Origin of the sequence: Enterobacter sp. SGAir0187 (assembly GCF_002952735.2) — a bacterium.
Taxonomy (GTDB): Bacteria; Pseudomonadota; Gammaproteobacteria; order Enterobacterales; family Enterobacteriaceae; genus Enterobacter; species Enterobacter quasiroggenkampii.
On record NZ_CP025034.2, the window covers coordinates 936,106 to 955,568 of the forward strand.

Annotated in this window: 12 protein-coding genes; 4 read left to right on the forward strand and 8 right to left on the reverse strand. The window is 55.6% G+C overall.

Annotated features, from left to right (window positions below):
* Positions 1-45: 45 nt before the first annotated feature.
* A complete protein-coding gene (pepN, locus tag CWR52_RS04625) occupies positions 46-2,658 on the reverse strand; it encodes an aminopeptidase N (protein ID WP_104948973.1) in 2,613 nt (870 codons plus the stop codon).
* Between the two features lie 254 nt (positions 2,659-2,912).
* Between pepN and pncB the strand changes: the two genes are divergently transcribed.
* The 4 genes from pncB to aspC all read left to right on the forward strand — a co-directional run bounded on the left by pncB (position 2,913) and on the right by aspC (position 8,721).
* Positions 2,913-4,115, forward strand: a complete 1,203-nt coding sequence (gene pncB, locus CWR52_RS04630) for a nicotinate phosphoribosyltransferase (protein WP_104948974.1) — start codon at positions 2,913-2,915, stop codon at positions 4,113-4,115.
* 166 nt (positions 4,116-4,281) lie between these two features.
* Entirely contained in the window at positions 4,282-5,682 is a 1,401-nt protein-coding gene (gene asnS, locus CWR52_RS04635; protein WP_023615887.1) for an asparagine--tRNA ligase, read from the forward strand.
* A gap of 605 nt (positions 5,683-6,287) precedes the next feature.
* Positions 6,288-7,346, forward strand: a complete 1,059-nt coding sequence (gene ompF, locus CWR52_RS04640) for a porin OmpF (RefSeq protein ID WP_104948975.1) — start codon at positions 6,288-6,290, stop codon at positions 7,344-7,346.
* Positions 7,347-7,530: 184 nt separating this feature from the next.
* Complete coding sequence (gene aspC, locus CWR52_RS04645) at positions 7,531-8,721, forward strand: aspartate transaminase (protein WP_045908377.1); 1,191 nt, start codon at positions 7,531-7,533, stop codon at positions 8,719-8,721.
* Positions 8,722-8,769: 48 nt separating this feature from the next.
* Here the strand turns inward: aspC and CWR52_RS04650 are convergent, their stop codons facing one another.
* The 7 genes from CWR52_RS04650 to cmoM all read right to left on the reverse strand — a co-directional run bounded on the left by CWR52_RS04650 (position 8,770) and on the right by cmoM (position 19,407).
* Positions 8,770-9,417 (reverse strand): MBL fold metallo-hydrolase, encoded by a 648-nt coding sequence (locus CWR52_RS04650; RefSeq protein ID WP_008499950.1) that lies wholly within the window; start codon positions 9,415-9,417, stop codon positions 8,770-8,772.
* Positions 9,418-9,437: 20 nt separating this feature from the next.
* Positions 9,438-9,989, reverse strand: a complete 552-nt coding sequence (locus CWR52_RS04655) for a YcbK family protein (protein ID WP_014169403.1) — start codon at positions 9,987-9,989, stop codon at positions 9,438-9,440.
* A 174-nt stretch (positions 9,990-10,163) separates the two neighbouring features.
* Positions 10,164-11,987, reverse strand: coding sequence for a L,D-transpeptidase (gene ldtD, locus CWR52_RS04660; protein ID WP_104948976.1), 1,824 nt, complete (start codon positions 11,985-11,987; stop codon positions 10,164-10,166).
* Positions 11,988-12,165: 178 nt separating this feature from the next.
* Positions 12,166-16,617, reverse strand: coding sequence for a chromosome partition protein MukB (gene mukB, locus CWR52_RS04665; protein ID WP_104948977.1), 4,452 nt, complete (start codon positions 16,615-16,617; stop codon positions 12,166-12,168).
* Entirely contained in the window at positions 16,617-17,321 is a 705-nt protein-coding gene (mukE, locus tag CWR52_RS04670; RefSeq protein WP_021240871.1) for a chromosome partition protein MukE, read from the reverse strand. Before mukE ends, mukB begins: the two co-directional genes overlap by 1 nt.
* Entirely contained in the window at positions 17,302-18,624 is a 1,323-nt protein-coding gene (gene mukF, locus CWR52_RS04675) for a chromosome partition protein MukF (protein ID WP_008499955.1), read from the reverse strand. The genes mukE and mukF overlap by 20 nt, the downstream gene beginning before the upstream one ends.
* Before the next feature lie 3 nt (positions 18,625-18,627).
* Complete coding sequence (gene cmoM, locus CWR52_RS04680; RefSeq protein ID WP_032649174.1) at positions 18,628-19,407, reverse strand: tRNA uridine 5-oxyacetic acid(34) methyltransferase CmoM; 780 nt, start codon at positions 19,405-19,407, stop codon at positions 18,628-18,630.
* Between the last annotated feature and the right edge of the window lie 56 nt (positions 19,408-19,463).

Below are 19,463 nucleotides of genomic sequence, written 5' to 3' on the forward strand. Positions count from 1 at the left end.
CCTCACCCGGCCCTCTCCCACGGGGAGAGGGAGGGTTAACTTATTTTACGCTAACGCTTTGGCGATCTTCTCGTACAAATCACCAGACAGATTTTCCAGCCCTTTCAGCTGCTCAAGCGCGGCACGCATCTTCGCCTGACGCTTCGTATCGTAGCGTTTCAGACGGATCAGCGGCTCAATCAGACGCGACGCCACCTGCGGGTTACGGCTGTTCAGCTCGGTCAGCATTTCCACCATGAACTGATAACCGCTGCCGTCTTCGGCGTGGAACGCGGCCGGATTGCTGCTGGCAAACGCGCCAATCAGCGAACGCACGCGGTTTGGGTTGCTCAGGGTAAAGGAACGATGCTTCAGCAGGCTGCGCACGTTGCTGAGCGCATCGGCCGCCGGGCTGGTCGCCTGCAGGATGAACCACTTGTCCATCACCAGGCCATCCTGATGCCACTTGTCGTCGTACTCCTGCATCAGCGCATCGCGGCACGGCAGTTCGGCGGCAACGCTTGCGCCCAGCGCGGCCAGCGCGTCGGTCATGTTATCCGCCTCGTGATACTGCTTGCTCACCAGGGTGTTCGCCAGCTCGGTTTCACCAAACGCCAGATAGCGCAGGCAGGTGTTACGCAGAGAACGTTTACCGATGTCCGCATGCTCAACGCGATAAGCGTCAAGCTTGTTGGCGTTATAAATGGCAAGGAACTCGTCCGCCAGCTCAGCAGCCAGCGTACGGGTCAGCGCTTCACGCACCGCCACGATCGCGATTGGATCGATAATCTCGAACAACTCCGCGATTTCCGTTGCTGACGGCAGGGTCAGAATTTCAGCGGCGAGCGCCGGGTCAATCTTCTCATCCAGCAGGATTGCGCGGAACGCGTCAGCTACGTGAACAGGCAGCGACAGCGGCTGGCCCTGCTGATGACGGTTTACGTTGAGCTTGATGTAGGTCGCCAGCAGGCTTTGCGCGGCATCCCAGCGGGAGAAGTCGTTACGCGCGTGACGCATCAGGAACGTCAGCTGCTGATCGCTCCACTTGTACTCCAGCTTCACTGGCGCGGAGAATTCACACAGCAGCGCAGGCACCGGCTGGAAATAGACGTTATCGAAGATAAAGGTCTGCTCGGCCTGGGTCACGTTCAGCACGTGGTGTACCGGGTGGCCGCCCTTCTGCAGTGGAATGACTTTGCCTTCGTTATCGTACAGCTCAATGCTGAACGGAATATGCAGCGGGTATTTCTCTTCCTGCTCTGCCGTCGGCGGCGTGCGCTGGCTGATGGTCAGCGTGTACTGCTCGGTTTCCGGATTGTAGTCGTCTTTGACGGTAACAATCGGCGTACCGGCCTGGCTGTACCAGCGGCGGAAGTGAGAGAGATCGACATTAGAGGCATCTTCCATTGCCTGCACAAAATCGTCGCAGGTGGCCGCGCTGCCGTCATGACGCTCGAAGTAGAGCTGCATCCCTTTCTGGAAGTTCTCTTCACCCAGCAAAGTGTGGATCATGCGGATAATTTCAGCGCCTTTCTCATACACCGTCAGGGTGTAGAAGTTGTTCATTTCGATGACTTTATCCGGACGGATCGGGTGCGCCATTGGGCTGGCATCTTCCGCAAACTGCAGGCCGCGCATGGTTCGCACGTTGTTGATGCGGTTCACCGCGCGTGACCCCAGATCGGAGCTGAACTCCTGGTCACGGAAGACGGTCAGGCCTTCTTTCAGGCTCAGCTGGAACCAGTCGCGGCAGGTGACGCGGTTACCGGTCCAGTTGTGGAAATATTCGTGGCCGATGACGCGTTCGATATCGAGGTAGTCTTTGTCCGTTGCGGTATCGGTGCGCGCCAGCACGTATTTGGAGTTAAAGACGTTCAGGCCTTTATTCTCCATTGCGCCCATGTTGAAGAAATCAACGGCGACGATCATATAGATGTCGAGGTCATATTCGAGGCCGAAGCGCTCTTCGTCCCACTTCATGGAGTTGATGAGGGAGGTCATCGCCCACGGCGCGCGGTCAAGGTTGCCGCGGTCAACAAACAGCTCCAGCGCCACCTCGCGGCCTGAGCGCGTTTTGAAGGTGTCGCGCAGCACGTCGAAATCGCCCGCCACCAGCGCAAACAGGTAGCACGGTTTCGGGAAGGGATCCTGCCACTGTACCCAGTGACGGCCATTCTCCAGCTCGCCTTCACCTACGCGGTTGCCGTTGGAGAGCAGGAAGGGATACAGGGTTTTATCGGCGATGATCTTGGTGGTGAAGCGCGCCAGGACGTCCGGGCGGTCGAGATACCAGGTAATGTGGCGGAACCCTTCCGCTTCACACTGGGTACACAGCGCCACGCCTGACTGGTACAGCCCTTCCAGCGCGGTGTTGGCGGCCGGGCTGATTTCATTCACGATGCGCAGCGTAAACTGATCCGGCAGGTTGTCGATGACCAGCTGGTTGTTTTCTTCTTTATAGTCCGACCAGGCTTCATCATTAATATGCAGGGAGACCAGCGTCAGGTCTTCGCCATCCAGACGCAGCGGCACGGCAGTTGCGCTGTGGCGCGTCACCTGACTCACCGCCGTGACAACGGTTTTAGTGGCATCCAGGTCAAAAGTCAGATCGATTTCGCTAATCAGATAATCCGGCGCACGGTAGTCGTGGCGGTATTTGGCTTGTGGCTGTTGTGTCATAGAAAACCTTATGCATCGTTTGTCGAGTAACGTTTCAATATATTCCTGTTGCGCAAAACGCGCTATGCAGAATGTTCATCTTTTCAGGGTCAACACCTTTTTTTGCTACATTTGTATAACACGGGGCACAAAATGCCCTCGACCATAAAACGCGCTTATGTTGTGATCGGGGTTCAATAAATCACTAAACAAGGTATACTCCGGAGTTGTTTATTGTACTAAACGCTCCTGTGAGAGGATGCTACTGCGCACCTATGACTCAATTCGCTTCTCCAGTTCTGCATACGTTGCTGGATACCGACGCGTATAAACTGCATATGCAGCAAGCCGTTTTCCACCATTACTATGACGTTCATGTCGCGGCGGAATTCCGCTGTCGTGGCGACGACTTGCTCGGTATCTACGCAGACGCCATTCGTGAACAGGTCAATGCTATGCAGCATCTGACGCTGCAGGACGAGGAATATCAGTGGCTTTCTGGCCTGCCTTTCTTCAAAGCCGACTACCTGAACTGGCTACGCGATTTCCGCTATAGGCCGGAGCAGGTCACCGTGGTGAACGATAACGGCAAGCTGGATATTCGCCTTGAAGGTCCGTGGCGGGAAGTGATCATGTGGGAAGTGCCGCTTCTGGCGGTGATCAGTGAACTGGCTCACCGCTATCGCTCACCGGAAACGGGCGTAGCGCAGGCGGTCGCCTCGCTGGAAAACAAGCTCGCTGACTTCTCCACGCTGACCGCAGGGCTGGACATGTCCCGTTTCCGCCTGATGGACTTTGGCACCCGTCGCCGTTTTTCGCGCGACGTCCAGGAGGCCATCGTTAAACGTCTGCAACAGGAGCCATGGTTCGTGGGCACCAGTAACTACGATCTGGCCCGCCGCCTCAACCTGACGCCAATGGGTACCCAGGCACACGAGTGGTTCCAGGCGCATCAGCAGATCAGCCCTGACCTGGCAAACAGCCAGCGCGCGGCGCTGGCCGCATGGCTTGAGGAGTACCCGAATCAACTCGGGATCGCCCTCACCGACTGTATTACGATGGATGCCTTCCTGCGCGACTTTGGACCTGAATTTGCAGAGCGTTATCAGGGATTACGCCACGATTCAGGGGATCCGATTGAGTGGGGAGAGAAGGCCATTGCCCATTACGAGAAACTGGGCATTGACCCGATGAGCAAGGTGCTGGTCTTCTCCGATAACCTCGATCTGGCGAAAGCCATCGAACTCTATCGCCATTTCAACGCCAGAGTGAACCTGAGTTTTGGGATTGGTACCCGGTTAACCTGCGACATTCCTCAGGTAAAACCTCTGAATATCGTGATAAAGCTGGTGGAATGTAACGGCAAGCCAGTGGCGAAACTCTCCGACAGCCCGGGCAAAACCATCTGCCATGACAAGGCGTTTGTCCGCGCGTTGCGCAAAGCCTTCGATCTTCCTCAGATCAAAAAAGCCAGTTAAGCGCTTAAGGGAGCCTTCATGGCTCCCCTCTTCTTATTTATTTCTCAATTCTTCTCTTTTGACTGCGAAATTTACTTGTCTGATAGCGGATGGCAGGTAACATAGATATCCCCCCATAAGGGTGGACAAGTGTTTATTTTTTCCGACTATTAACAGAGAGAATATTATGAGCGTTGTGCCTGTAGCCGACGTACTCCAGGGCCGTGTCGCCGTTGACCAGGAAGTCACCGTGCGCGGATGGGTGCGTACCCGCCGAGATTCTAAAGCTGGCATCTCCTTCCTTGCCGTCTATGACGGTTCCTGCTTTGATCCTGTACAGGCCGTCATTAATAATTCTCTGCCCAATTACAATGATGACGTTCTGCACCTGACGACGGGCTGTTCCGTTATTGTCACCGGCGTGGTCGTGGCATCCCCGGGTCAGGGTCAGAGTTTCGAAATTCAGGCTTCGGCCATTGAAGTCACCGGCTGGGTTGAAGACCCGGATACCTATCCGATGGCGGCTAAACGTCACAGCATTGAGTATCTGCGTGAAGTGGCGCACCTGCGTCCACGTACCAACCTGATTGGTGCGGTTGCTCGCGTACGTCATACGCTGGCGCAGGCGCTGCATCGTTTCTTCGATGAGCAGGGTTATTTCTGGGTGTCTACCCCGCTGATCACCGCGTCCGATACGGAAGGCGCCGGTGAGATGTTCCGCGTCTCTACGCTGGATCTCGAAAACCTGCCGCGCACCCCGGAAGGTAAAGTGGACTATGACAAAGATTTCTTTGGTAAAGAGGCCTTCCTGACGGTATCCGGTCAGCTCAACGGCGAAACGTACGCCTGCGCGCTGTCTAAGATCTACACCTTCGGCCCAACCTTCCGTGCCGAAAACTCCAACACCAGCCGTCACCTGGCGGAATTCTGGATGCTGGAGCCTGAAGTGGCGTTCGCCAACCTGGACGATGTCGCGGGTCTGGCAGAAGCGATGCTGAAGTATGTCTTCAAAGCGGTGCTGGAAGAGCGTCCGGACGACATGAAATTCTTCGCCGAGCGCGTAGACAGCGACGCAGTAGCCCGTCTGGAGCGCTTCGTCTCTGCCGATTTTGCGCAGGTGGACTACACCGACGCGGTGGCGATCCTCGAGAAATGCGGAGAGAAGTTCGAAAACCCGGTTTACTGGGGCGTAGACCTGGCGTCTGAGCACGAGCGCTATCTGGCCGAGAAGCATTTCAAAGCGCCGGTTGTCGTTAAAAACTACCCGAAAGACATTAAGGCCTTCTATATGCGCCTTAACGAAGACGGTAAAACCGTGGCAGCGATGGACGTCCTGGCGCCGGGCATCGGTGAAATCATCGGTGGTTCACAGCGTGAAGAGCGTCTTGACGTGCTGGACGCGCGTATGGAAGAGATGGGTCTCAACCCTGCGGACTACAGCTGGTACCGCGATCTGCGCCGTTATGGCACCGTTCCGCACGCTGGGTTCGGTCTGGGCTTCGAGCGTCTGATCGCCTACGTGACCGGCGTTCAGAACGTGCGTGACGTAATTCCGTTCCCGCGTACACCACGCAACGCCAGCTTCTAAGCAACACAACCGACAATGGCCAGCATTTGCTGGCCATTATTTTATTCTGCCCTGTCAGTTTTTGTCAGCGTAAAGTCAGCGTTTTTAAACCACTACCCCGTCACAACCGCTACCTGTTACGTTTTGTTTCCGCGAAATATCCAGCCACAAAAAATTAACCTCATTCTTATTGCGATTATTACATTCTCAAGCGATAGCACAAATTTCAACCAGTTTTACAGCCATCCAGAAGGCTTTTCGGCGCCATAAGAAAAAACGAGTCGTTTAGCGTCTGTTTATATGAAATGCCTTTATCCAAATTAATCATAAGGAATTCATATATATAGGATATGTCCTGTCGCTTAATTCGCCAGGGCGCTCTGAAGTTTGAGGTGGTTCACAAAGTTCCCAAAAATACATATTTAGTTACACATATTTTCTTTTGGTTACCTAATCTTGAGAATTGTAGCACTTTCAGGCTAGCGAAACGCTTCGGCGAATGGAAAGATGCCTGTCAGATACATAAAGACACCAAACTCTCATCAATAGTTCCGGAAATATTTATTGACAGAATTTATTGACGGCAGTGGCGAGTGTCATAAAAAAACCAATGAGGGTAATAAATAATGATGAAGCGCAATATTCTGGCAGTGGTAATCCCTGCCCTGCTGGTAACCGGTGCAGCGAACGCTGCAGAAATCTATAACAAAGACGCTAATAAACTGGATCTTTACGGGAAAGCGGTTGGTCTGCATTACTTCTCTGATGATGACAGCAACGATGGCGACCAGACCTATGCTCGTCTGGGCTTCAAAGGCGAAACAAAAATTAACGACCAGCTGACCGGTTATGGTCAATGGGAATACAACTTCCAGGGTAACAACTCTGAAGGCGCCGATGCTCAGACCGGTAACAAAACCCGTCTGGCGTTCGCAGGTCTGAAATTCGGTGATGCAGGCTCCTTCGACTACGGTCGTAACTATGGCCTGGTGTATGATGCAATCGGCATCACCGATATGCTGCCAGAGTTCGGTGGCGACACTGGCAAGAGCGATAACTTCTTCTCCAGCCGTAATGGTGGTCTGGCGACTTACCGTAACAGCGGCTTCTTCGGCCTGGTTGACGGTCTGAACTTTGGCGTTCAGTACCTGGGCAAAAATGACCGTGCTGATGCAGTACGTTCTAACGGTGACGGCTGGGCAACTTCAGTTAGCTATGATTTCGAAGGCTTTGGCGTTGTAGGTGCTTACGGCGCAGCTGACCGTACCAACAACCAGCAGACTCTGGCCTGGGGTAAAGGCGATAAAGCTGAGCAGTGGGCAACTGGCCTGAAGTATGACGCAAACAACATTTACCTGGCAGCGCTGTACGGCGAAATGCACAACGCCGCACGTTTGGGCAGCAGCGGTTTCGCTAACAAATCTCAGGACTTCTCTGTTGTCGCTCAGTATCAGTTCGACTTCGGTCTGCGTCCATCCATCGCTTACTACAAATCTAAAGCGAAAGACGTAGAAGGCATTGGTGATGAAGATTTCATCAACTACATCGACATTGGCGCGACTTACTACTTCAACAAAAACATGTCCACCTATGTTGACTACCAGATCAACCAGCTGAAAGATGACAACAAACTGGGTATCAGCAACGATGACATCGTAGCACTGGGTCTCGTTTACCAGTTCTAATCAGTACACCACTTTGTTATATGCTTAATGAACAGGGCTTCGGCCCTGTTTTTTTATGCCTGACAGAAAATAATGGCGACTTTTGAAAAGCCGCACGCTTTTCGTCGCAAACGGTTGGCATTTTGTAAATCTACCGTTAACCTGATAGCGGATTTCACTTCTGTAATCACAATGGAACTTCGTCATGTTTGAGAACATTACCGCCGCTCCTGCCGACCCTATTCTGGGCCTGGCCGATCTGTTTCGTGCCGACGACCGCCCTGGCAAAATCAACCTGGGTATTGGTGTATATAAAGATGAAACCGGCAAAACCCCGGTACTGACCAGCGTTAAGAAAGCTGAGCAGTATCTGCTGGAAAACGAAACCACCAAAAACTACCTCGGTATTGATGGTATCCCTGAATTTGGTCGCTGCACCCAGGAGCTGCTGTTCGGTAAAGGCAGTGCAATTGTGAGTGACAAACGTGCCCGTACAGCTCAGACCCCGGGCGGTACCGGCGCGCTGCGCGTGGCGGCGGATTTCCTTGCGAAAAACACCTCTGTGAAGCGTGTCTGGGTAAGCAATCCAAGCTGGCCGAACCACAAGAGCGTGTTTAACTCTGCGGGCCTGGAAGTGCGTGAATACGCCTACTACGACGCAGCAAACCACTCTCTGGACTTTGACGGCCTGCTGGCAAGCCTGAACGAAGCGCAGGCAGGTGACGTGGTGCTGTTCCACGGCTGCTGCCACAACCCAACCGGTATCGATCCAACGCTTGAGCAGTGGGAACACCTGGCGAAGCTGTCCGTAGAGAAAGGCTGGCTGCCGCTGTTTGACTTTGCCTACCAGGGCTTCGCCCGTGGTCTGGAAGAAGATGCCGAAGGCCTGCGCGCGTTCGCAGCCGTGCATCAGGAACTGATCGTTGCCAGTTCCTATTCCAAGAACTTTGGTCTGTACAATGAGCGTGTAGGCGCCTGTACGCTGGTTGCGGCTAATGATGAGACCGTCGATCGCGCGTTCAGCCAGATGAAATCCGTTATCCGCGCAAACTACTCTAACCCGCCGGCACACGGTGCGTCCGTCGTTGCGACTATCCTGAGCAACGATGCGCTGCGCGCCATCTGGGAACAAGAGCTGAACGATATGCGTCAGCGTATCCAGCGCATGCGCCTGCTGTTTGTGAACACCCTGGCGGAGAAAGGCGCGGATCGCGACTTCAGCTTTATCATCAAACAGAACGGCATGTTCTCTTTCAGCGGCCTGACCAAAGAGCAGGTTCTGCGTCTGCGCGAAGAGTTCGGCGTGTACGCCGTGGCGTCTGGCCGCGTGAACGTTGCAGGCATGACGCCTGACAACATGGCGCCGCTGTGCGAAGCGATTGTCGCCGTACTGTAATTTGCGCCTATAAAAAAGCCTGCATTATGCAGGCTTTTTTTATGCGGATTACCAGACAGGCATTTCATCCTGAAGGAACGGATTATGGAGCCGTTCATAGCCCAGCGTCGACATCGGACCGTGCCCAGGGATAAACGTCACATCATCACCCAGCGGCAATAACTTCTGTTTAATCGACTGAATCAGCTGTCCGTGATCGCCGCGCGGAAAATCGCTGCGTCCTACGCCACCTTTGAAAATCACATCGCCGGAGATCAGCAGACGGGACTGGTCATCAAAGAAGACGATATGGCCTGGCGTATGCCCAGGACAATGCAACACCTGTAAAGTCACATTCCCTATGCTAACGCGCTCTCCTTCATTCAGCCAGCGATCGGGCGTCAGGGGCTGACACTCATCAAGGCCAAACATGCGGCTTTGGGCAGGTAATCCCTGCAGCCAGAACTCATCTTCTTTTTCCGGACCGACAATCGGCACGCCGTAGTGTTCAGCCAGTTCAGCCGCTGCGCCCACATGGTCGAGGTGACCATGCGTCAGTAAAATCTGCATGAGCGTCACGCCGCTGTCGGCGACTTCCTGCTTGATTTTCTCAGCGTCACCGCCGGGATCGACAAGCGCGGCCAGTTTAGTTTGTTCGCACCAGATGAGTGAACAATTCTGGGAGAACGCGGTAACCGGAATAATACGATAGTTCATACTGCTCCTGTGTTTCGTTATTACCAGTGCCGAACCGGACCGGTATCAATATGCACAAAGTTGCTGCTGGGGTAATATCCTACACCACCTGCGCGCATAGATAACGCAGCTTTGCGAATATTGGCTAACGAAACGCCCTCAATATGGAAATCCATTGCCTGGCCCTTCGTGTGATAGCTTTTTTTCGCTACCCCGCGACTGTGGGCGCGCAGTTCATTATTGGTATCAACCGAGCGATAACCAGAAATAAGCTGCACCGGCTTGCTGGTGCCCAGCAGGCCCTGAAGGCGGAAAAGCTGATCAAACAGTCCTGGGTCGATGGCTTTAATTTTATTCGCGCGGAAATCACGGAAAAAATGGTTAAGTCTTGCTAATTCATCCTGAATATAGCCTCTGCCATCGAAGAACTCCGCTTTTAACGACTCACCGGTATGAAGATTGTTGAGCGTTAAAACTCGCGGACGAGGTGTCGAGAGGGTGGCAAATGCTGGCGTTGGCAAGATGGCCGCTGCGCCAAGCGCAACACCACCTAACGCCAGCAGTTTGCGGCGATTAGCGTCAAATTTGTCCATGATAATCAGGTCTACAGGTAAAAGAAATCGTAATATGCTTAGCGCACGAAGGGCACCTTAACTGGCAAAACAGGGTACGTCAAGGCGCCCAACTCCAGTGAATACGCGGCTTGCAGCGATATAGCCCCTTATTCACCCTAACTTACGACAATCATTTTTCCCGAACTGCTTCATTTACCTGATTAATTGTTCCGCTTTTGGCAAAATTTGTGCGCCGGATCGCGCGGTGAGATCATAATTGTAAATATCTGTACGGTACTGAGTACGCCCGTCTTCGCCAACAAACGCCGTCAGATAGTAAAGATTGACCGGAATATTGTGGCGAATATTAACGTAACGCGTATCCCCCTGCTTCAGAGCATCCGAAATGCGCGTATCGTTCCAGCCCGCGTCCTGCAGCAGCATATTGGCCAGCTCCGAGGCTTTGTTCACGCGCACGCAGCCAGAACTCAGCGCGCGCGTATCTTTCTGGAACAGATTGTGGTTCGGCGTATCGTGCAGATAGATAGCGTCAGAACTCGGCATATTGAATTTGTAACGCCCTAAAGAGTTATGCGCCCCCGGAGCCTGCTGGAAACGGAACGGCAGGTTAGAAGCCGTGATGGTCGACCAGTCGACCATATAAGGATCGATGGCCTCTTTACTGTTCCAGCCACGCATCACCGTATAACCATGACGTTCCAGATAACCCGGATCGTTCCAGACCTTCGGTAGAATGTCTTTACGCGCCAGCGTCGGCGGCACGTTCCACGGCGGGTTAACCACCACGTTATTCAGCGCGCTACTCATCATCGGTGTTTTACGATCCGGACGCCCGACAATCACGCGCGACGCCAGTTTTTCGCTACCGTCCTGGTAATAGACCAGGGAATACGCCGGAATGTTAACCATAATCCCGGTAGAGAGGGTTCCAGGCAGCAGGCGCAAACGCTGAATATTGAGCGCCAGCACCCCAGCCCGCTGCGCAGGCGATACGTTCAGCCAGTCTCGCGTCGTCTGGCCAATGACGCCATCGGCTCCCAGTCCCTGAGCGGCCTGGAATTGCTTCACTGCCGCAACCAGCTCGCGATCGTATGCTGCGGGTTTATTGCTGACGGCAATCGCTTTTTTCTCTTTCACGGGCGCTGACGGGCTGACCGCCGCGTTTTGTGGATCGTCACCAGGCAGAGCGATATGTGGCCCGCCATCAAGAAGACCGGAGCGCGTCAGGATCTCGCGCAGAGCAGGCACATCGCTGCTCCACTGCCCCGGACGCAGCGTCGCGGTGCCGCGCATCTGCGGCCATGGGCGCGAGTCGCCCACCAGCGCGAGAAGCGACTGGTGCAGAGTGGCATATTGTGGATGCGCCGGTGCGAGGCTGGCAATAAAGCGCGGCAGTTCGCCGTTATCCAGGGCTAGCTGCCACTGGTTAATCACCGACAGCGCCGGCGTCGCCAGCTTATATGGCTTGTCGCTGTACAGCCAGCGGTTGCCATTGACCGGAATACCCGCCACGAACTGCAGATAGCCCATCATGGCATCGGAAAGCACGACGTCCCGCGCCTGCCCGGTGACAGCAGGATCGGTTAACAGCTCAACCCACTTTGTAAACTGTGGCTGAAACCCTGCAATCGCGACCTCCGCCAGCTGCTGCTGGAAGGCGCGCACGGCATCGCGGTTTTCCCACATCGGTTTCATATCGCGGGCAGCATAGAGGAGCGTGAGCTGATTGATATAGACCGGCGTGTAGCCTGACGGCAGCCCTGACTGCAGCTGCTGGCTGAGCGATTCGGCATCGATGCCTTCCGGCAGCGGCTTAATACCGGCCATGATAGCTGTCGCCGGAGACTGTTCCAGCGGCTGGGACAACGACGTAGGCTGCACGCCTGTCGTTGCCGAGCTGTCAGTCGGCACAATTTCAGGCTCGTCGGCCTGGGCGGTTAACAGTGGAGCAAACATCACTGCCAGGCATAAACTAAGCGCCGACAGCTGACGACCACATTCTTTCTTAAGCAACATCCCTTGCCCCCTGTTTTCACGACATGCCCATCACGTTGGGGCTTTCTTTCATTATAGGTAGACGGCTAAGCTGTTGCCTTACCTTATGTAAAGAAGTTTAAAGATAACGCAGCCCTAAGCACAAGTTAAGTTTAAAAAAAAAGCGGCGCCAGGGCGCCGCTTCGGGTCAGAAGACGCTTCAGGAAGCGTCGGCTGTGGTTTCCGGCAATGACTCTGGCGGCTGCGGCGCAAAGCCACGCAGCCCCACAACGTGCACGTGTTCGCTGTTCTGGAACACTTTACGCACCAGCTTGTAGGTTGTCCCTTTTTCAGGACTGATGTTCTCCGGTGCCGCAATGATGAGCTGCATATCGAGACGTTCGCAAAGCTCAAACAGCGTAGCAATGGAGCGCGCATCAAGACGCGCCGCCTCATCCAGGAACAGCAGTCGGCATGGGGAAATATCTTTGCCGCGCAGGCGGCGCGCTTCATCTTCCCAGCTCTGTACCACCATCACCAGAATTGACATACCGGTACCGATCGCTTCACCGGTTGAGAGCGCGCCGGATTCCGCACGCAGCCAGCCGTCTGAACCACGGTTTACCTCTACCTCCATTTCCAGGTAGTTACGGTAATCCAGCAGCTCTTCACCAATGGTTTGCGGCGTACGTTGCCCCATATCAATCTGCGGGTTCAGGCGCTGATACAGCTTCGCCAGCGCTTCGGAGAAGGTCAGACGGTTGCTGTTGAACAGATCCTGATGCTGCTCGTGCTGCTCAGACAGCACTTCCAGCAGCGTCGCGTGGGCTTCACGCACGTTGACGTTGAGGCGCACGCTGTTCACCTGGCCAAACGACACGCTCTGCAGACCCTGGTTGAGCTGGCGGATACGGTTCTGCTCGCGCTGAATGGTTTTACGGATGATGTTCGCCACGCTGCGGGAGCTGATCGCCAGCTTCTGCTCGCGGGAGGTCAGCTCTTCCGTCAGGCGACCCAGCTCGATTTCCATCTGTTCGATAGCCTCGACCGGATCGTCAGTACGAATGATGTCCTGACGAATACGTTCGCGCAGGTGCTGGTAAACCGCCACGAAGAACTGGATTTTACGTTCCGGACGTTTCGGATCTTCCGACATACGCAGCACGTCGCGCAGGTGTTCGTTATCCGCCACCGCCAGACGCAGGGCACCCAACGCCTTATCCGACATGGAGCGCAGCTCATCGGCAGAGAGATACGCCAGCTCGCGGCGGTGCAGACGACGCTCTACGTTATTGTCTTTCACCATGCGCATCACCGCGCACCAGCCCGCCTTGGCGGTCACGACCTGCTCGCGCATTTCATGATAGTCGCGTTCCAGCTTGCGCAGGCGACGGGTCAGGTTATCCATTTCCGCTTCGCAGAAGGTCAGCGCTTTTTCCAGCTGATTACGACGCGCACGGTTGTTGCTGAGCTGAGCATGCAGCTCGTCACGACGAATGCGCGCGCGTTCTTCCGCCCCGCTGTCGGCACGGACGCCGATGTCCTGAAGCTCTTTCTGCAGGTCGTTTAACAGCTCTTTCTTGGTATCGAAGGAGCTTTTCAGCGAGGCCAGCACCTGGTTGTACTGGTTCAGCTGAGCGGAATGGCTGCGCATTGCTTCGCGGGCGCGGGTACGTTCCGCTTCCGCCTGCTCAAGGCGCTGACGCAGCTTTTCATTCAGATCGCTGTTACCGCTCAGCATTTCTGCCGAATCGGAGTAGCCGAAGTGGGCTCGACGCTGCACCACCTCCGTCAGGGCGAACGCCTGCTGACGCGCTTCGCGCTGCACCTGCTGCGACCAGGCATAGTCTTCTTTCAACTGCTCAAACTGTTCCGGGTCGCTCTGCAGGACAGAGACAACCGGCTCCAGCTTCGCCAGTTGATTGCCGTGCTGCTGAACGAAACGCGCGGCTTCCTGCGCTTCATCCAGGCGCTCCTGGATCTCGTCCACGCGATCGGCCAGCGTGTCATCCGCCAGCAGATTCAGTCGCGGCAGAATGCGGTTAAGGGCCGCGACGCCCTCTTTCGCCTGCTCGAACTGGACGCGGCTCTGCTGGTTGTCGCTTTCATGACTGGCAATGGCACGTTCCAGCTCGCCGCGACGGGTATTGAGCTTGCGAATTTCCGCTTCCGGGTCAGCTTCAAAGGCCACGGCCAGATGGCTGCCGATAAAGCGGCTAAACGCCTGATGCAGACGCTGGGTTTTCTGCACGTCAAATGACAGCGTCGCGAAACGTTCAGACAGCGTTTCACGCTCGGCGTGCAGGCTTTCGATGCGGCTTTCGCGCGCGGCGCGGCCAAACAGCGGCAGCTCAGGGAAGCGGGAATAGCGCCACTGGCGATCGGCGATTTTCACCACCACCGCTTTTTCAAGCTCGTCGACGCTGAATACGCTGTCATCGAACGACTGCGGATCCCCTTCGATCAGGTAAAGATCTTCCGGACAATCTTCCAGGCCGGCAAGCTGCTCAGAAATCAGCGACAGATCCGGCACTACAATCGCATTACGGGATGGACCGTACAGCGCGGAGAAGTATGGTGCATCGTCCAGACCGACATCGTCGTAAATCTCGGACAGCAGCACGCCGCCAAAACGCTCCGCCAGGGCATTGAGACGCGGGTCTTCCGCACCGCCCGGCTGGCTTAACCGTTCAATTTCTTCGTCGACTTCACGCTTGCGCGTGCCGACTTCATCACGCTCAACAATGGCTTCGCGCTCGCGCTCCAGCAGCTGCTGCAGGTATTCGGTCACTTCCTGACTGGATTCAAACTGCTCACCGCACTGTTCGCTGAGCTGGTTAAGGCTGCTCTGGGCCGCCAGCCAGACCGGTGCACGTTGCAGAAGCGCTTGCGAGCGGGACTGCAGCTGTTCCAGCTCCTGACGCAGGGTCATACGCTGTTCGCTGGCGCTGGAGACCGTGTCTGAAAGCGCAGCGATACGCGCCTCGAGTTCCTGATGCAGGGCCTCAAGCTCGTCAAAATCGTAATTTTTGCCCTGACGTTTGCAGAATTCCGCCAGCAGACGCTCGGCTTCCTGCTGCTCGCGCAGGCGCTGTTCCAGCTCGTTCAGACGCATACGCAGCGGCTGAACCTGCTCGGCCAGATGGCGCTGGTTCACGCCGTCGCGCAGCAGTTCACGGGCAACGTCCCAGGCTTCGTTACGCGCCAGCGGGCCGTTAATCGCTACGACCAGCTGATAGGCCTGCTCAAACTGGCTGTGCGCCGTTTGCGCAACGCTCATTTTCTGTTCGAGGGACAGCAGTTTCTCAGTGGTTTCCTGCTCTTTGGCCTGGAAGGTATCCAGCCACTCGTCGGCGCTTTCCGGCGTCAGGTCAGGCAGATGGCACAGCTCTTTCGCGCGCTGTAATGCCTGCAGTGCCTGGGTGTACTGGATCGCGCGCGTCTGCTGCACGTCCAGCGCCTGCTGGTAATCGGCAAGCTGGCTTTTCAGCTCATCCACTTCCAGCTCGGCCGCTTCGGCGCGGGCTTCGTTCTCTTCCTGCATCTCGGCGGCTTCGGCCACCACTTCATTTTGCTCTTCGAGACGGATCTGCAGCTCATCGAGGTCCGCTTCATAGCGCTCGATTTTTTCCTGCTGACGGAGCGCAGTTTGCACCAGGTTCAGGTGATCGCTGGCGGCCTGGTAGTCGGCTTCCAGGTCGCCCTCGGCACCGTTGTGCTCACCGAGCTCGCGCGCCATTTCGACATGCTTGTACTGCTCGGCCACCAGCTGTTTACGGGAGGTAAACAGCTCGCGGCGATATTCTAATGCCTGATCGAGGTGGACGCGGCGCTCGTTGGCGTGGCGCATGTAGTCCGCCGCCACGTAGTTGGTGGCTTCGCTGATCAGGTGTTTAAACAGGTCACGGTCAGACTGGGTCACGCGAATCGCTTCCAGCGTCATGCGGTTTTCACGCAGCGCCGCTTCCATATCCTGGAAGGCCTTACGCACGCCGCTGTTTTCCGGCAGCAGGTAGTCGCGCAGGGAGCGGGTAATCGCGCTGGAGATACCACCGTACAGAGACGCTTCAATCAGGCGATAGTATTTGCTGCGGTCTGATGCCGTGCGCAGACGACGCGCCACCACGCCCAGATCGAACATTAACGAGTGGTAGTCGGTAATCGAGTTGAACTGCTTGAACTGCACGCCTTCGATCGCTTCGAGCTTATCTTTCAGCTCCTGGAGCGTGAGCACGCGCGCCTGGCGTTCGTTCAGGGTTTCCGTCAGCAGCGCCGTTGGCTGCATGGACGTTGGCAGCCCCTGGATGGCGAACGGTTTAATATCGACTTTACGATCGCGACCGGCAACCTGCTGCAGGCGTACGCCCACCACCACGCGCTGATGGCGGGAGTTAATGACGTCCAGAACCGAATAACAGACGCCGGCCTTCAGCTTCCCGTGCAGACCTTTATCACGGGAACCGCTTGTGGCCCCCGCTTCGGTGGTGTTACGGAAGTGAAGCAGCGTCAGGTCTGGGATCAGCGCCGTGACAAAGGCCGCCATGGTGGTGGATTTACCCGCACCGTTACCGCCGGAGAGCGTCGTCACCAGTTCATCCAGATCGAACGTTCGGGCAAAGAAGCCGTTCCAGTTAATCAGCGTCAGTGAGCGAAATTTACCGCGTTCAATCATTACTCTTCCTCCCCGCTATCCGGCAGATTCTCTTCATGCTCATCATTGAGCTGCAAATGGTTTTCCACCGGCATCGCTTCACCGTCGCGGATCATGCGAAGCTGCGCTTCACGCGCGTCATCGCCCGCACGCACGTCGGCGCCGAAGCGGAAGACAGATTCCGTAATGCGGAATTTGCTGCTGTCGTGACCCATAAACCAGACCATCCCCAGACGACGCAGACGGTTCAGGGAAGAGCGAACCTTTTCCTGTAATTTCTGACGGTCAAGATCCGACCCCGTGGAGCGGTTGTTCACCAGCTTGAGCAGCTTGCCCTCATCTGCCAGCGTCAGCAGCTCGTCGTAAAGCTCCTGCTGGGTGAAGATCCCTTCATTCGCCAGACGTTCCGGGCTGAGGTAGAGGTAGCAAAGAATTTTGCCGACCATCATATCCAGCTCGGAGAGCACGGAACGCGGAATCAGCGTCGTGGAGCGCGGGCGCAGGTAGAAAAACCCTTCCGGCGCGCGGATAAGCTCCACGTTGTAGCGGGCGTAAAACTCTTCCAGGTACTCCTGGAAGTCCATCAAAAAGGCGTGATTATCCAGCTCGTCTAAGCCAATGTGACGACCGGCACGCAGCTGGCTGTCCAGCGCCGGAAATAACGGATTCGCCAGCGCCTGTGCCAGCTTAACCGGCATCACTTGTTCAATATTTGTCAATGACATGCGCCTGTACCTTGGCTCCGTAATCGTTAATTGGCTGCCACTTCGGCGGCAGTCCGGTGAAGTCTGCTTGCGCGATACCCAGGCGAACCGCCTGGTCTACCACAATGCGGGCAACGTCGAAGTGGCGCGCGCGCGGATATTGCGCCAGATAGTCGCGCACCACGAGTCCAAGATCCAGCGGAGCTTGTCTGGTTTTGTAGACCGCGAGCTGTTCTTCGATCATCGCCGCAAGCTGCTCGCGAATTTCGTTAAATTCTTCGTATTCGAGATCCGGCGGCAGTTCACCGGTCACCTCTTCATCACGCAGCGCCATCTCTTCGTCGCGCATATCCAGCAGACGATCGGCATTGGCGTAGGTCAGCGCCCACGGCGCATCGAAATAGGTCTGCACCGACTGGCGCAGACGCTGGGCAAAGACGCGGTTCTTATCCATATCGATCGCGGTACGGATAAATTTATGCACGTGTCGGTCATAGCCAATCCACAGGTCGATCGACTGCTGACCCCAGCTAATAATGCGGTCGAGTTTGCTCTGCAGATCGAACACCAGACGGTCGATAAAGTGCAGATCGTCGTGCGCCAGCGTCGCGTCCTGGATGCGCAGCAGGTTCGCCTGCAGCTTATCCCCTGCGGCTTCCAGCGTATCCTGCAGCTCACGCAGTGTACCGGAGGTTTCTGACAGCAGAAGTTCACAGCTTGAGATGGCCGCTCGCCAGTCTTTATTCAGCAGCTGTGCGATATCGTCTTTCACCTGCTGCTGCTGTTCATCCATCAGGCGCTGGGTCAGATCGATACTGTCGAAGATTTCCGCCACCGAATATTTCAGCGGTGCATAAACGTTTCGGTGCCAGTGGAATTCGTCACCGTCTTCATCTGCCGCATCGGCGGCGCGCTTAAGCTCACCCGCCACGATCGACAGCTGCATGGAAAGACGCAGCGTGGAAAATTCACGCTGGCGGATATAATAATCGGTGATGCCGATGCCCAGTGGCGTCAGGCGATAGATGGCGTTTCCTTCCGCCTGCTCGCTGGTAAAGCGGTTCAGCAGACGTTGACGCACCATATCGTTGATCGCGTTGTTGGCACGGACGCTAATGGTTTCGCTGGTTTGCTCAAACGCATCACTGACATGGCGGAACGCATCCACCAGTTCACCCTCGCTCATTTCACCATCCAGCCGTTCGCCGTTCAGCGTGGCGACCGCCAGCAGGAAAGAGAGTCTGTCTACCGGCAGCGAGATGGAGAAATCATTTTTCCTGGCCCAGGCAACCAGTTCGGGGACTGTCTGGGAAAATTCACTCATAGGTTATCCTTGCATCTGCGGCTTGTGCGCGGTGACGTGAATATAGCGGCCAAGGCTGACAAAAGGCTCCTGACGGCAATACCGCGTTTCCAATTCTGTTAAGGTGTCAAAACAGTCACGCTGTTTGTGTTTTTCACGCAGATAATCATGAAACACCCTGACGCCCGTCTTCCCGACAATCTGCCAGCCAATCGCTTCCAGCCAGCCATAAACCTGCTGTGGATCGCGCGGATAGTCCGGGGAAAGCGTGCGCTTTTTCTTTTTGGGCATCCCGACCTGAACATAGTCGAAGTTTCCCGCAACCATGTTGTGCATCAGGAAGCCGTTAGCATTGTAGAACATCAGCGACAGCGTGCCGCCCGGGCGCAACATCGACCACAGGGTTTGTAACACGCTTTGCGGATCGGCAACCCACTCCAGCACCGCATGAAACAATATCAGATCAACCTGGGTTTCCAAATGCTGTGCGATGTCCTGAGCGGCGCATTGTATAAAATGCATGTTGTCGCTCACACCTTTCTCTTCTGCCGCACGCGTCGCGCGGGCGACCATTTCAGCAGAAAGATCGCAAAGCGTGACGTGATGACCGCGTTCAGCCATTTTTATGGCCGTCTGCCCTTCACCACCACCGGCGTCCAGCACGCGCAACGTTTGGCCACCGAACGTAGCCAGAATGGTGTCCAGATCCTGCCAGAGGATCGTCTGACGGAGCTGCCCCTTCGTGGTGCCATAAATGTTGCGCGAAAATTTTTCCGCGATGTCATCAAAATTGCGATCCCGCATTGGGAGAGTTCCACTCGCTAACTGCAAAACCGCTATTTTGTCACACCCGCGCGGAG

What these genes read in the sequence shown, in the direction of transcription:
- pepN (WP_104948973.1), bottom strand. Translation starts at nt 2,658, where the DNA reads ATGACACAACAGCCACAAGCCAAATACCGCCACGACTACCGTGCGCCG.
- pncB (WP_104948974.1), top strand. Translation starts at nt 2,913, where the DNA reads ATGACTCAATTCGCTTCTCCAGTTCTGCATACGTTGCTGGATACCGAC.
- asnS (WP_023615887.1), top strand. Translation starts at nt 4,282, where the DNA reads ATGAGCGTTGTGCCTGTAGCCGACGTACTCCAGGGCCGTGTCGCCGTT.
- ompF (WP_104948975.1), top strand. Translation starts at nt 6,288, where the DNA reads ATGATGAAGCGCAATATTCTGGCAGTGGTAATCCCTGCCCTGCTGGTA.
- aspC (WP_045908377.1), top strand. Translation starts at nt 7,531, where the DNA reads ATGTTTGAGAACATTACCGCCGCTCCTGCCGACCCTATTCTGGGCCTG.
- CWR52_RS04650 (WP_008499950.1), bottom strand. Translation starts at nt 9,417, where the DNA reads ATGAACTATCGTATTATTCCGGTTACCGCGTTCTCCCAGAATTGTTCA.
- CWR52_RS04655 (WP_014169403.1), bottom strand. Translation starts at nt 9,989, where the DNA reads ATGGACAAATTTGACGCTAATCGCCGCAAACTGCTGGCGTTAGGTGGT.
- ldtD (WP_104948976.1), bottom strand. Translation starts at nt 11,987, where the DNA reads ATGTTGCTTAAGAAAGAATGTGGTCGTCAGCTGTCGGCGCTTAGTTTA.
- mukB (WP_104948977.1), bottom strand. Translation starts at nt 16,617, where the DNA reads ATGATTGAACGCGGTAAATTTCGCTCACTGACGCTGATTAACTGGAAC.
- mukE (WP_021240871.1), bottom strand. Translation starts at nt 17,321, where the DNA reads ATGTCATTGACAAATATTGAACAAGTGATGCCGGTTAAGCTGGCACAG.
- mukF (WP_008499955.1), bottom strand. Translation starts at nt 18,624, where the DNA reads ATGAGTGAATTTTCCCAGACAGTCCCCGAACTGGTTGCCTGGGCCAGG.
- cmoM (WP_032649174.1), bottom strand. Translation starts at nt 19,407, where the DNA reads ATGCGGGATCGCAATTTTGATGACATCGCGGAAAAATTTTCGCGCAAC.